We start from the raw sequence: 13,584 nt of genomic DNA, 5'->3' as shown, positions 1-13,584 counted from the left end.
GATTTAAACTATCTGAAAAACATACACTAACGAAAATGGGTCTTTATTTTTTTTTAATAATCCCGGTTCTTATATTAAGCATGTTTGTGCAATGGCGATTTAGAAGTAAATTTTCAAAATATGCAGAAATGCAATTGAACTCGGGATTTTCTGGCAAAGAGGTGGCTGAAAAAATGCTGCATGATAATGGGATATTTGATGTAAAAATAATGAGTACGGATGGACAGCTTTCAGATCATTACAATCCTGAAGAAAAAACCATCAATTTAAGTACTGATGTATATTATGGAAGAAGTGTTGCAGCGGCAGCAGTAGCCGCTCATGAATGTGGCCATGCTATGCAGCATGCAGTATCTTATTCCTGGTTAAATTTAAGAACCAATATGGTTCCTGTAGTTAGTATCACATCAAATTTATTACAATGGGTATTGATCATTGGTGTGTTTTTAATTGCATTTACATTTAATCCAATTGTATTGGCAATAGGCGTTGCGGGATTAATTTTAATTACCATATTTAGTTTTATAACGCTCCCCGTAGAATTTGATGCCAGCAGAAGGGCACTGACCTGGTTAAAAAATAATAAAGGGGTGTTGTATACTACTGAAGAGCATAGCCAGGCTAAAGACGCTTTATGGTGGGCAGCCATGACCTATGTAATTGCTGCATTGGGTGCAATGACAAACCTGATCTATTACTTGTCTATTTTAATGGGAAGAAACCGTGATTAAATGAATGCGGGTTAATTTAACCGGTAAGGAACGATCAGTTGGAATTCAGGAATTTCTACTGTAAATTCAGTTTCATCTGCCAGTCTTTGCATCAAATAATTGCCACTCATGTTGCCAATATCTGTTGTTAAATGACATCCGGAATCGTATGAATAATTTTCTCCTGGTTCTATAACAGGCTGCAGACCTACAACACCCTCTCCTTCTACTTCTCTTTGGGTGCCATTAGAATCAAAAATGAACCATTGGCGTCTTTTGAGTTGGATTGAATATTCAGATAAATTCTCTATATTAATTCTGTAGGCAAACATAAAATGCTCGTTCGCAGGATTAGAATACTCATCCTGGTAGACAGTCTCTACTGATATTTTAACTCCCTGTGTTATAGCTGTAACCATTTTAAAACTAATTTAAAAAACTTTTTTCAAAAATCAAGCCATTTCACCAATAGGATGAATATTATCGAATTTATCTGCCACTTCGTCTAGTATATTATGAATAGTTTCAATATTTTCTTCCTTTACCAATTGCATTCTATAATTTTTAAAATCTGGTAAACCTTTGAAATAGTTTGCATAATGTCTGCGCATTTCAAAAACACCAACCCTTGGCCCCTTCCAGGCTATTGATTTTTCAAAGTGTGTTCTGCAGACTGATACACGTTCTTCTACAGTTGGACCGGCAAGGACCTTACCCGTAGCAAAGAAGTGTTTAATCTCTCTGAATATCCATGGATATCCTATTGCAGCTCTGCCAATCATAATTCCATCAATCTCATACTCAAGCCTCCAATCTGCGGCTTTCCGGATGCTATCTACATCACCATTTCCAAATATTGGAATTTTTATGCGCGGATTTCTTTTGATCTCACGGATGAGTGTCCAGTCTGCTTCACCTTTATACAATTGAGCACGTGTTCTGCCGTGAATTGTTAGCGCCTGGATTCCGATATCTTGTAAACGTTCTGCTACTTCTTCTACATTTTTGGTTGTATCATCCCAGCCTAACCGCGTTTTAACAGTTACCGGTAAATGAGTGGCTTTAACAACAGCATCTGTCATTTTTACCATCTTATCAATATCCTGTAATAAGGCGGAACCAGCTCCCCTGCAAGCCACATTTTTAACGGGACAACCGTAATTGATATCCATCAGATCCGGACCTGCAAGCGAAGCTATCTCTGTGGCTTCACGCATGTGATCAATTTCACTACCAAAGATCTGGATACCTATTGGGCGTTCATATTCAAAAATATCAAGCTTTGCCCTGCTTTTAGCTGCATCTCTGATCAATCCTTCTGAGGAGATGAATTCAGTATACATCATATCTACCCCATTCTGTTTACAAACAAACCGAAACGGAGGATCACTTACATCTTCCATCGGTGCAAGCAATAAAGGGAATTCTCCCAGATCAATATTTCCTATCTTTACAGACATTTTTCTATCTTCAAACCAAATTTCAAAGTACAAAGGTACAAATATTACAAACAATGGATTTTATACAAAAAGAAAGACCGGAAAACTCTGGTTTTATACAGTTATTGATGCTGATCGTTTATGCCATTGCTGGTATTTTGATTGGTTCAATTTTAGCATTTATACTCATTTTTATAATTTATGGGAAGCAGGTACTGATCAATCCTGCTATATTAACGGGTAGTGATCCAAATTCAATTGCCGGATTACAAATTCTGATGATTGCAACTTCCGCTGGTTTATTTTTAGCTCCCCCGCTTTTTCTGGCATTAACGGAAGGTAAAAGACCAAGTGTATTTTATGGATTTAAAAAACCAGAGATCAAACTGATTGCCTTGGTATTTGTAATTATGACCGTTTCCATGCCGCTAATGGAATGGGTTGCGCTGTTGAACCAAAAGATGGTTTTGCCCGAAAGTTTAAAAGAGCTGGAGCATTGGATGAGGGAGAAGGAAGATGAAGCCATGAGAACCACATTTCTATTGCTTAAAATGAATTCAATTAAAGATTTGTTGATCAATCTTTTTATGATTGCCTTACTTCCGGGAATAGCTGAAGAATTGATGTTTAGAGGAGGTATTCAGCGCTCTTTTACCAAAATAGTTAAAAATCCACATGTAGCGATCTGGATCTCTGCAGTTATATTTAGCGCGATCCATTTTCAGTTCTATGGTTTTTTTCCTAGATTGTTGCTTGGGGCCGGCTTTGGATATCTGTATTTTTGGAGTGGAAGCTTATGGTATGCGATGTTTGCACATTTTTTAAATAACGGGTATGCAGTATGTGCAGCATGGTATATGCAAAAAAACAATATACCTTTGTCTGAATTAGATAATACGGCATCTTTTACCTGGTATGGCTATGTGATCAGTTTTGTACTGACCATACTTGTATTCTTATATTTTAAAAATAAAACACAAATTACTAATGAACGATTGGATTAAAGTTTACATCACAGAAAATCCTTATGAAGCAGAGATCATTAAACAAGCTTTAGAAGAAAATGGAATCCCTGCTGTGGTATTGAATAAGCAGGATTCATCCTATAAAAGCTTTGGCGTATTGACAGTATTGGTACATCCGGATAATTTTGATAAAGCAACGGCTTACATTTCAGAAATTAATATTGAATGAAAACAAGAGCTATAACCGCATTCTTTTTTACCATTGCAATGCTGGGATCCATCTTTTTAGGAAGTTATGTTTTCAGTTTTTTTTATTTGATCTTAAGTCTGGCAAGCCTGCTTGAGTTTTTTAAATTGATTAAAACGGCAGGGATCAGACCGCATCGTAATATTGCTGTATTCGCTGCTGCACTAATTTTTTTGATGACTGCTGGCTTTCATTATCTGCAATTTGAAGTAAAATACTTATTGTTACTGGTACCCCTGCTCTTTTCTGTATTTATCAGTGAGTTGTATAAAAAGGAGAAAATTCCATTCGCAAACATATCCTATACTTTTGTGGGCTTTATTTATGTTACCGCACCTTTTTGTTTTTTTTATTCATTAGGCTTTTTAAACAATAACCTGAACTATAATTTCCATTTGCCGCTGGCATTTTTACTTTTGTTGTGGGGCAACGATACTGGAGCATATCTGTTTGGGGTTAAATTTGGTAAAACCAGGTTATTTGAACGCCATTCCCCAAAAAAGTCGTGGGAGGGTTTTTTTGGAGGTATGTTTACCAGCGTAATTATTTCTTATCTTCTATCCATTTGGTTTACAGAAATGCATGCAGGAATATGGGCGGGTATGTCCATTTTGATCGTTTGTTTTGGTACGCTTGGCGATTTGATAGAATCTATGCTGAAGAGAAGCCTGAATGCTAAAGATTCCGGGACTTTTTTACCTGGTCATGGTGGTTTATTGGATCGTTTTGACGGACTTCTGCTTGCAGCTCCTGTAGTTTATGTCTACTTATATTTAATTTTGTATTAAGGTCATTAAACAAAATTTTTGTAACAAATCAATAGCAGCTTATTATAAATCAGGGAGGTAATTTATATTTGGTATAAACCAACACTTTATACCATTACCATGTCAAAGCTTAAACTTAAGGGCTTTTTAATCGCTTGTTTATTAACAGGAAGCCAGATTTCCTTTGCACAAAATATTCCAAGTCCTAAAGACCATTTTGGTTTTTCTATTGGGGATGATTATCAATTGGCAAACTTTACTCAAACTGAAGCCTATTTTAAAAAATTAGCGGCTACTTCAGACCGGGTAAAACTGGTGGATATTGGTAAGACAGAAGAGGACAGAACCCAATATATGCTGATCGTCTCTTCGCCGGAGAACCTAAAGAACTTAGATCGGTACAAAGAGATCTCTCAAAAGCTTGCTCATGCAGAAGGTTTAACCACTGCGCAGGCTAAAGCTCTTGCTGATGAGGGAAAGGCGGTGATTTGGATTGATGGAGGCCTTCATGCCAATGAAACGGTTGGTATCCATCAACTGATTGAAACCGCATGGCAGCTTGCTACAAAGAAAGACCCTGAAACTCAAAAAATATTAAAGGATGTGATCATATTAATGACACATGCCAATCCTGATGGACAAGAGCTGATCAGCAACTGGTATATGAGAGAAAAAGATCCTGCAAAAAGAACACTTTCAGGAGTTCCCAGATTATATCAAAAGTATATTGGCCATGATAATAACCGTGATTTCTTCATGCTAAATATGAAAGAGACCCAAAATATTGGCAGGCAATTATTTGTTGAATGGCTGCCTCAGATCATGTATAACCATCATCAGGCCGGGCCGGCAGGAACTATTGTTGCTGGCGCACCTTATAGAGATCCATTTAACTATGTTTTTGATCCGGTTTTAATGACCAGTCTGGATGCCGTTGGTGCAGCCATGCACAATCGCTTAAATGCAGAAGATAAACCTGGGTATACGCAAAGAAACGGCTCTGTATTTTCTACGTGGTATAATGGCGGCTTGCGGACCACCACTTATTTTCACAATATTATTGGCCTTTTAACAGAAATAGTCGGCAGCCCCACTCCTTCCGAAATTCCACTTGTTCCTGCCAGATTATTGCCTAACAGCGATTCTCCAAATCCCGTTACTCCTCAAAAGTGGTATTTTAGACAATCAATAGATTATTCGGTTTCTTTGAATTATGCAGTGCTTAATTATGCCCAGCGTTATAAAGATGAATTGCTTTTCAATATCTATCTTATGGGTAAAAATTCGATTGAAAGAGGAAGTAAGGACAGCTGGACATTTTCTCCAAAAAAGCTGGAAGCCATTAATTTGGCCTATGCCAAAGATCAAAAAGCGGCTTCTGGAAATAACAGGGCAGGAATGCCTGTTAAATACTATGATACGGTAATGAAAGCACCTGCATTAAAAGATGCCAGAGGTTACATTATATCTGCTGATCAGCCCGACCTGACCACTTCAGTGCGGTTTTTAAATGCATTGATCAAAACGGGTATATTGGTGCAGAAAGCTACAGCAGATTTTTCTGTTGGCACTAAAAATTATCCAAAAGGATCATATATTGTAAAAACAGACCAGGCGTTCCGTCCGCATGTTTTAGACATGTTTGAACCTCAGGATCACCCAAACGATTTTAAATACGAAGGGGGTGCCCCGATTCCTCCCTATGATGCTGCCGGATGGACACTTGCCTACATGATGAATGTAAAATTTGACCGGATCATGGATAATTTTAATGGTCCTTTTGAGCGGCTGAATTACGGTGAGGTCATTAAATTGAATTCTGGAAAAGTACCATCGGCTTCCGGGTATACTTTAAATGGTTCTTTAAATGATTCTTATTATGTGGTTAATGACCTTTTAAAGGCCGGTGTTACCGTTTATAGGAATCTATCTGATGGATCTTTCTATGTTCCATCTTCTGCAAAAGCAAAAATAAGTATCGATCAATCGGCCGGAAAGGTGGGATTAACGGTTCATGCAGCAAAGACAAAACCATCGTCATTACAAAAAATCACGCCTTCGCGAATTGCTCTTTGGGATACTTATGGCGGCTCGATGTCTTCCGGATGGGTTCGCTGGATCATGGAACAATACCACTTCAATGCATCTGTCATTTATCCGGAAGAAATTGATAAGGGAAATCTTAAGTCGAAATATGATGTGATTATTTTTGTAGGCGGAGCAATTCCAGCCTTGCAGGAAGGTATCTCTGTAACCAATTCCGGGAGATCTTTTGGACCAAAACCGGAGGAAGTTCCTGAAGAATACAGAAATAGATTGGGTAGGATTAGCCAGGATAAATCAATACCCAAACTGAAAGAATTTTTAGATGCCGGAGGTGATATTGTAACCATTGGAAGCAGTACAAACCTGGCATACCACTTAAAGTTGCCTGTTCGTAATGCAATGGTTGAAATGACTGGAAATGGAGAAGAAAAAAGACTTCCGGCAGAAAAGTATTATATTCCGGGAAGTGTATTGAATGTAAGCTTTGATACCAGTCAAACTGCAAACTGGGGAATGGAACAGCATGCTGATGTATATTTTGATAACAGCCCGGTATTTAAAATAGCACCTAATGCCGTTTCTTCCGGACAGATCAAGCCTTTGGCCTGGTTCAGTACCGCTACGCCGCTTAGAAGCGGCTGGGCCTGGGGACAAGCATATCTTCAGGATGGGGTAGCTGCTTTTGAAGCCAGATCCGGCAAAGGAAAGTTAGTTGCATTTGGTCCTGAAATCACTTTTAGGGCGCAAACACATGGTACATTTAAGCTGTTGTTTAACCAGCTTTATAATTTAAATAATTAAAAAAGCCCTTAACGTTACCAGGTATGGCGCTGTAATAGTTTCAGTGCGTTAACGGACATGTAAATATTATTTTTTAAGGGGTTGTAATAAATATTCAAGACCATTTAACTTGATCTCATAAAGGGTTGCAATCAGTTCGCCGAGTTTTCCGGGTGGGAAGCCTTCTCTATGAAACCAGATCAGGTAACTTTCAGGCAGATCACAAAGGATCCTGCCCTTATATTTGCCAAATGGCATTTTCATAGTTACCAGGTCCATTAGTAATTGTGGATTCATATGTAGAATTAATTAAGTACCATTTCAAGCATTTCAACGGCTTCGTCAACGGTTTTAAGATTATCAAAAGCGATGCGCAGGCTGTCTTTAACTTCTTTAAGGTTGCAAAGCCTTGGGTGTATCTGCGCAAAGTGTAAGATCTTATTAAATGTGGTAGAGTCAAAAAATGACGACTGCTTATCTGCTATAAAGTAACCCCGTAAGATTCCCTTTTTGAAGCTTAATTTTTCAAATGCGAGTTTTTTAGCAACCCATTGCAGTCTTAAAACATTAAGCATGGTTTTAACCGGTGCAGGTACAGGCCCAAAACGATCTTTTAGTGAAAGTTCAAATGCTTTTAGTTCTGTTTCATTTTCGATTTTTGAGAGGGAGGTATACAGGTTATACCGCTCGGTTATATTCGTTACGTAATCATCCGGAATATAAAGCTCCAGATCGGTATCTATTTGTGTAGACATGACAAAGGGGCGTGCCGGCTCATTTTTAAACAGATCCTTAAATTCATCAGCTTTTAATTCCTGAATGGCTTCATCAAGAATTTTATGATACATTTCAAAACCTATTTCAGCGATAAAGCCACTTTGCTCTGCACCTAAGAGGTTTCCGCTGCCCCGGATATCCAAATCCCTCATTGCAATATTAAAACCGCTCCCAAGGTCTGAAAACTCTTCTATTGCACTAAGTCGTTTACGGGCTTCGGAAGTTAAGGTAGAAAGCGGGGGACTTAACAGGTAGCAGAATGCTTTTTTATTGGACCGGCCAACCCTGCCTCGCATTTGATGCAGGTCACTTAACCCAAACATATGGGCATGGTTGATAATGATCGTGTTGGCATTGGGAATGTCTAACCCGGCTTCAATGATCGTTGTGGCTACTAACACATCTTTCTCCCCATTTATAAAGTCAAGCATCACATCTTCCAGGGCATCCCCGTCCAGCTGTCCGTGTGCAATGCCTATGCGTGCTTTTGGTACCAGGGTTTGAATGAGTCCGCCCAATTGAGGTAGATCATTTACCCGGTTGTGAATAAAGAAAACCTGGCCGCCACGGTCCAGCTCATACTGAACCGATTCCTGAATTAATTTGTCATTGAAAACGTGCAGCTCTGTGTTTACCGCTTGCCTGTTGGGCGGCGGCGTGCTCATTATGGAAAGATCTCTTGCTCCCATCAGAGAGAAGTGCAGTGTTCGTGGTATTGGCGTAGCGGTTAAGGTAAGTGTATCGACATTTACCCGGAGTGCCCGTAGCTTTTCTTTTGAGGTTACACCAAACTTTTGCTCCTCATCAATGATCATAATGCCCAGATCCTTAAATTTTACATCCTTGCTCAGCAAGCGGTGTGTACCGATAATGATATCGACCTGGCCGGCTTCAACTTTAGCAAGTGTTTCTTTGATCTGTTTATTGGTTTTAAAGCGGTTAATATAATCTACATTACATGGAAAACCTTTTAAGCGCCCTGAAAATGTTTTAAAATGCTGCAGGGCCAGAATGGTGGTAGGCACAAGTACTGCGGCCTGTTTGCCATTCGCTACGGCTTTAAAAGCAGCCCGGATTGCGATTTCTGTTTTACCAAAGCCCACATCACCACAAACCAGTCTATCCATTGGATGCGGGGCTTCCATGTCTTTTTTAACATCATTGGTGGCTTTTTCCTGATCAGGCGTATCTTCGTAAATAAAGGATGCCTCTAACTCGGTTTCCAGATAGCCATCCGGATCAAAGGCCGTACCTACCTGGGCTTTTCTTAATGCATAAAGCTTAATCAGGTCCCGGGCTATGTCTTTGACTTTTTTTTTAGTTGTTTTTTTTAATTTATCCCAGGCCTCAGTTCCCAGCTTATTCATTTTTGGCGCTGTTCCATCTTTTCCGCTGTATTTGGCAATCCTGCTTAATGAATTGATGTTTACATAGAGCAGATCATTATCTGCATAAACAAGACGGATCATTTCCTGGGTTTTACCATTTACTTCAACTTTTTCAAGTCCGGCATATTTACCAATACCGTGGTCAATATGAGTCACAAAATCGCCTGGCTTTAGATCGCGTAATTCTTTTAACGTTATTGACTGACTTCTCTGGTATCCCCTTTTTAATTTGTATTTGTAAAAGCGATCAAAGATCTGGTGGTCTGTATAAAAGGCAACTTTTTGCTGCGAATCAATAAAGCCTTCTCTGAGGGGGATATTTATGGGGGTAAACTTAGCCGTTTTATCTATATCATCCAGGATGGCATATAGGCGTTCTGTTTGCTTGGGAGATGAACTAAAGATCAGATTATGTATTCCTTGTTTCTCGTTTTCCTTCAAATTATGGATCAGCAAATTAAAATCCTTATTAAAGGAAGGCTGCGGTTTCGTTTCGAATTGAAAAATATGGTCTGTTTTATAGAAATACTGCTTTCCGAATTCAACAAGCATAAAATCATGCAGGATATCAGCCGTCATTTTCTCATCGGCAAAACCAAACTTCGGATCAATCCAGTCCTGATTTTCCTGCTTCTCTTTTGCAGGAAGTGCTTTCCAGAGTTCTACTGCTTTTTTGTAACCTGCTTTAATGATGTCGAGGGTAAATTCAACATCCTTAAACCAAACCTGTGTATCTTTTTCTATGTAATCCAGTAAGCTTATGTTATTTTCAGTCAGGTACTTTGACTGCACATTCGGAATGATCGTGAGTGTTTTTACATCTTCAACAGAAAGCTGGCTTTCAATTTCAAACGTTCGGATACTTTCAATGATGTCCCCAAAAAATTCAATCCGGTAAGGCAGATCGTGTGAAAAAGAGAATATATCAACAATACCGCCCCGGATGGAGAATTGTCCTGGTTCATACACGAAATCGGTACGGTTAAAATCATAATCGATTAAAAACTCATTGATAAAATCAATGCCAAGCTTAATCCCGGTACTAATCTCCAGGGTATTTTTTTCCAGGACACTTCGGTCTATTACCTTTTCTGCAAGAGCCTCCGGATAAGAAACAACGATCTTTCCATATTCGGAATTGTGATTTAGCTCATTTAAAACTTCGGCCCTTGCCAATACATTAGCGGTATCAACCTGTGTAAAATCGAAGCCCTTTCTAAATGAAGAGGGGAATAAAAGAACCTCTTTATCCAGAATACTTTCCAGGTCTGAAAGGAAATAAGAAGCCTCTTCTCTATCAGGTAAAATAAATAAAATAGGCTTATGCAATAAGAAATAGGTTGCTATTGCAATTGTTGCATCGGCCGAACCAACCAAGCCCTTAAGCTGAAGTTTGTTGCCTTTACCCAGATTAAGGGCTTTAGCCAATGCTACAATGCGGTCATCTGTCTTGTATCTGTTAATCAGGTCGCGAATGTTCACAATACAAATGTAATATTTATGATTAGCTTTGGATGTAACAATACATCGATTAATATATCTAAAATAAAAGAAACATGAAAGTGCTAGGCCAGATACCATTAGAACTCTTTTTTTGGGTTTTGGCTATCACGCTGCTGGCTACAGCTCAGCCTCATGAACATGGTGAGGGGGCTCATTTTACACTTTGCCCATTAGCAAACCTGGGGCTAACCTGGTGCCCGGGATGTGGAATTGGAAGAGCGATAACCCACTTGTTTCATGGTAATTTGGAAAAGAGCTTTGAACAGCATTGGTTTGGTTTACCTGCATTACTGATTCTTTTATACCGGGTTTTGGTGTTGTTGAAATGGAGTTTAATAAATTATAAAGGATTTAAAATAAAGGATAAGGAGAAAAAATATGTTTGAGTCACCATTTATGTCATTGCCGGGGATATCCCCACAAGAATACGCATACCTTCAATCTGCAACTACTGGATTTAGTGAGCAGCAATTGAGGGGCTTCTTAATGATTTATGGAAGCAAAAGAAGAAATCCTGATGATATGGTGTTGTATTGTATCCTGGGTTTTTTTGTTCCCGGTCTTCCGAGATTTCTTGTTAATCAAATCGGGATGGGAGTATTGTATTTCTTTACTGTAGGATTGTGTTTTGTTGGTACGATCATCGACCTTGTAAATCATAAAAACCTGGCATTTGAATATAACCAGCGCATGGTATTTGAAAGCTTACAAATGGTTAAAATGGGAAATATCCAATAATAGCAGGTAAAATATTGAAGCCGGGACAAATGCAATTGTTCCGGCTTTTTTATTTGATTAAAAATTTTATCAATCAATGTGTAATTTTACAGGATATGAAGCTATCCCTTATAATAAAAAGCCTTGAAGAGTTTGCCCCCTTAAATTACCAGGAAGATTATGACAATTCCGGATTATTGATTGGAGAGGTAGCCCAGGAAATAAATGCAGCTTTGGTTGCATTGGATTGTACAGAAGAAATTGTGGATGAGGCCATTGCTAAAGGCTGTAATCTGATCATCACACATCATCCGATTGTATTTAAAGGATTAAAAAAGATAACTGGGAAAACTTATATTGAGCGGGTAGTTTTGAAGGCAATCCGTCATAATATCGCATTATATGCCATCCACACTAATCTGGATCATGTTCAGCATGGTGTAAATGGAGTGATCAGTGAAAGATTAGGATTAAAGAATACTAAGATATTAAGCCCTAAAACAGGTATCTTAAAGAAATTGGTTACTTTTTGTCCATCGGCATCTGCCTCTGTTTTAAGAGAAGCATTATTTATCGCTGGAGCAGGGCACATTTCAAAATATAGTGACTGTAGTTTTAACGGGGCTGGTATAGGTACCTTTAAAGCGGGTGCAGGCACTGATCCGTTTGTTGGCGAAATAGGTGTTCAGCACCAGGAAGATGAAATACGGATTGAGACTATTTTTAGAACACAGGATGAAAGAAAGGTTATCCTGGCACTCCTGGAATATCATCCTTATGAAGAAGTTGCATATGATATTTATGCGCTGGAAAATGGAATGGAAACGGTAGGTGCGGGTATGATTGGATGGTTAAACGAAGAACTGGATGGAACGGCTTTTTTAAGCCTGGTTAAAGAAAAAATGAATGCGCGAGTAATCCGCCATACAAAAATTCTTCCTAAAAAGATCCGGAAAGTCGCTGTTTGCGGCGGTTCGGGAAGCTTCTTATTAAAACAGGCCATTGCTGCAGGCGCAGATGCATTTGTAACCGCTGATTTTAAATATCATGAATTTTTTGATGCGGATAAAAACCTGATCATTGCAGATATTGGACACTTCGAAAGTGAACAGTTTACTTCCGCATTGCTTGTTGGACATATGGAAAAGAATTTTCCGGGGTTTGGTGTTTTTTTAACGGGACAAAGTACAAATCCGGTTAATTATTTTCTGTAAATGGGAGTCCACTTTTTGATAAAGCCAAACGGCAGGTTTATAGGAATTTATATGCACAATCGCAAAAATAATACTTATCTTTGCAAGCTTTAACAGGATATTGTATTGGCAGATTTCTTTTTATAGTTTGAAATCAATTGGCCCATATGAATTTTGCATAAGAATTTAAAACATTAAAATACTGATAACCAGTTAAATACATACATACCATAAATTATTTCGTTTAATGGAACAAACTGTAGAGCAAAAGCTAAAAGCTTTATACGAATTACAAAACCTACATACTAAAATCGATAAAATACGTCAGATCCGTGGTGAATTACCAATGGAAGTTGCGGATTTAGAAGATGATGTTGCAGGTCTTGAGACCCGTATAGAAAAATTTAAAGCAGAATTGGATGATACCGAAGATGCCATAGTGACCCGTAAAAATATGATCAAGGAAGCTCAGAACCTGATCAAAAAATACGAAACTCAATTGAAAGATGTTAAAAATAATCGTGAATATGATGCTTTAACAAAGGAAGTTGAGATCCAGACTTTGGAAATCCAGGTTTGCGAGAAAAAAATCAGAGAGTTTGGGTTTGACATTGCTTCAAAAACTGAAGTTTATGAAAAAGCAGCGGCTGATTTAGAGTCAAGACGTAAAGATCTTGATATTAAACAAGGAGAATTACAAACCATTACTTCTGAAACTGAGAAAGAAGAACAAGGATTAAATAAAAAGGCAGAAAAAGCAGAAACACTTATTGAAGAAAGGCTTTTAACTGCTTATAACAGGTTGAGAAAAAATGCGAATAACGGACTTGCTGTTGTTACCATTGACCGTGACTCATGCTCTGGATGTTTTAACCAGATCCCTCCTCAAAGACAGCTAGATATCCGTCAGCGTAAAAAGATCATCGTTTGCGAACACTGCGGAAGAATTTTAGTAGATGAAGCCCTTACACAAGAAGTGGTTCCTGCTTAAATTATAAAGACAAATACTGAAGGCCGTTTCATAACTTGATTATGAGACGGTTTTTTTTGCT

13 protein-coding genes are annotated in these 13,584 nt (G+C 38.4%); 9 read left to right on the top strand and 4 right to left on the bottom strand.

All coding sequences use genetic code 11. The features are described from left to right. The first annotated feature begins 35 nt into the window (after positions 1–35). The gene (locus ATK78_RS08350) at positions 36–731 is read left to right on the top strand and encodes a zinc metallopeptidase (protein WP_133575633.1); all 696 of its coding nucleotides are present in this window, start codon (positions 36–38) and stop codon (positions 729–731) included. An 11-nt stretch (positions 732–742) separates the two neighbouring features. On the opposite strand, the gene apaG is transcribed toward ATK78_RS08350, so the two are convergent. Both apaG and dusB read right to left on the bottom strand, forming a co-directional pair. Next, complete coding sequence (gene apaG, locus ATK78_RS08345) at positions 743–1,129, bottom strand: Co2+/Mg2+ efflux protein ApaG (protein WP_133575632.1); 387 nt, start codon at positions 1,127–1,129, stop codon at positions 743–745. A 33-nt stretch (positions 1,130–1,162) separates the two neighbouring features. Further along, the gene (dusB, locus tag ATK78_RS08340) at positions 1,163–2,170 is read right to left on the bottom strand and encodes a tRNA dihydrouridine synthase DusB (RefSeq protein WP_133575631.1); all 1,008 of its coding nucleotides are present in this window, start codon (positions 2,168–2,170) and stop codon (positions 1,163–1,165) included. Positions 2,171–2,223: 53 nt separating this feature from the next. Here dusB and ATK78_RS08335 point away from each other — a divergent pair, with 53 nt between their 5' ends. The 4 genes from ATK78_RS08335 (at position 2,224) to ATK78_RS08320 (ending at position 6,975) form a co-directional block, all read left to right on the top strand. Further along, positions 2,224–3,153 (top strand): CPBP family intramembrane glutamic endopeptidase, encoded by a 930-nt coding sequence (locus tag ATK78_RS08335; protein ID WP_133575630.1) that lies wholly within the window; start codon positions 2,224–2,226, stop codon positions 3,151–3,153. After that, positions 3,137–3,343, top strand: coding sequence for a putative signal transducing protein (locus ATK78_RS08330; protein WP_133575629.1), 207 nt, complete (start codon positions 3,137–3,139; stop codon positions 3,341–3,343). The genes ATK78_RS08335 and ATK78_RS08330 overlap by 17 nt, the downstream gene beginning before the upstream one ends. Continuing rightward, positions 3,340–4,149 (top strand): phosphatidate cytidylyltransferase, encoded by an 810-nt coding sequence (locus tag ATK78_RS08325; protein WP_133575628.1) that lies wholly within the window; start codon positions 3,340–3,342, stop codon positions 4,147–4,149. The genes ATK78_RS08330 and ATK78_RS08325 overlap by 4 nt, the downstream gene beginning before the upstream one ends. Before the next feature lie 99 nt (positions 4,150–4,248). Next, on the top strand, positions 4,249–6,975 hold the full coding sequence (locus ATK78_RS08320) for a M14 family metallopeptidase (RefSeq protein WP_133575627.1): 2,727 nt from the start codon (positions 4,249–4,251) through the stop codon (positions 6,973–6,975). 66 nt (positions 6,976–7,041) lie between these two features. Here ATK78_RS08320 and ATK78_RS08315 read toward each other — a convergent pair whose 3' ends face one another. Together ATK78_RS08315 and mfd are read right to left on the bottom strand one after the other, a co-directional pair. Then, positions 7,042–7,251 (bottom strand): DUF3820 family protein, encoded by a 210-nt coding sequence (locus ATK78_RS08315; RefSeq protein ID WP_133575626.1) that lies wholly within the window; start codon positions 7,249–7,251, stop codon positions 7,042–7,044. 8 nt (positions 7,252–7,259) lie between these two features. After that, positions 7,260–10,601, bottom strand: coding sequence for a transcription-repair coupling factor (gene mfd, locus ATK78_RS08310; protein ID WP_133575625.1), 3,342 nt, complete (start codon positions 10,599–10,601; stop codon positions 7,260–7,262). Between the two features lie 74 nt (positions 10,602–10,675). On the opposite strand from mfd, the gene ATK78_RS08305 reads away from it, so the two are divergent. The 4 genes from ATK78_RS08305 to ATK78_RS08290 all read left to right on the top strand — a co-directional run bounded on the left by ATK78_RS08305 (position 10,676) and on the right by ATK78_RS08290 (position 13,523). After that, a complete protein-coding gene (locus tag ATK78_RS08305) occupies positions 10,676–11,008 on the top strand; it encodes a DUF2752 domain-containing protein (protein WP_133575624.1) in 333 nt (110 codons plus the stop codon). Then, positions 11,001–11,360, top strand: coding sequence for a TM2 domain-containing protein (locus tag ATK78_RS08300; RefSeq protein WP_133575623.1), 360 nt, complete (start codon positions 11,001–11,003; stop codon positions 11,358–11,360). The genes ATK78_RS08305 and ATK78_RS08300 overlap by 8 nt, the downstream gene beginning before the upstream one ends. A 95-nt stretch (positions 11,361–11,455) precedes the next feature. Then, positions 11,456–12,553, top strand: coding sequence for a Nif3-like dinuclear metal center hexameric protein (locus ATK78_RS08295; RefSeq protein WP_133575622.1), 1,098 nt, complete (start codon positions 11,456–11,458; stop codon positions 12,551–12,553). A gap of 226 nt (positions 12,554–12,779) precedes the next feature. Next, a complete protein-coding gene (locus tag ATK78_RS08290; protein WP_133575621.1) occupies positions 12,780–13,523 on the top strand; it encodes a zinc ribbon domain-containing protein in 744 nt (247 codons plus the stop codon). Positions 13,524–13,584 lie beyond the last annotated feature (61 nt).

It is taken from the genome of Pedobacter metabolipauper (assembly GCF_004362715.1).
GTDB lineage: Bacteria > Bacteroidota > Bacteroidia > Sphingobacteriales > Sphingobacteriaceae > Pedobacter > Pedobacter metabolipauper.
Note: the sequence above shows the minus strand (reverse complement) of the source record. Positions and strands in the feature narration are given on the sequence as shown.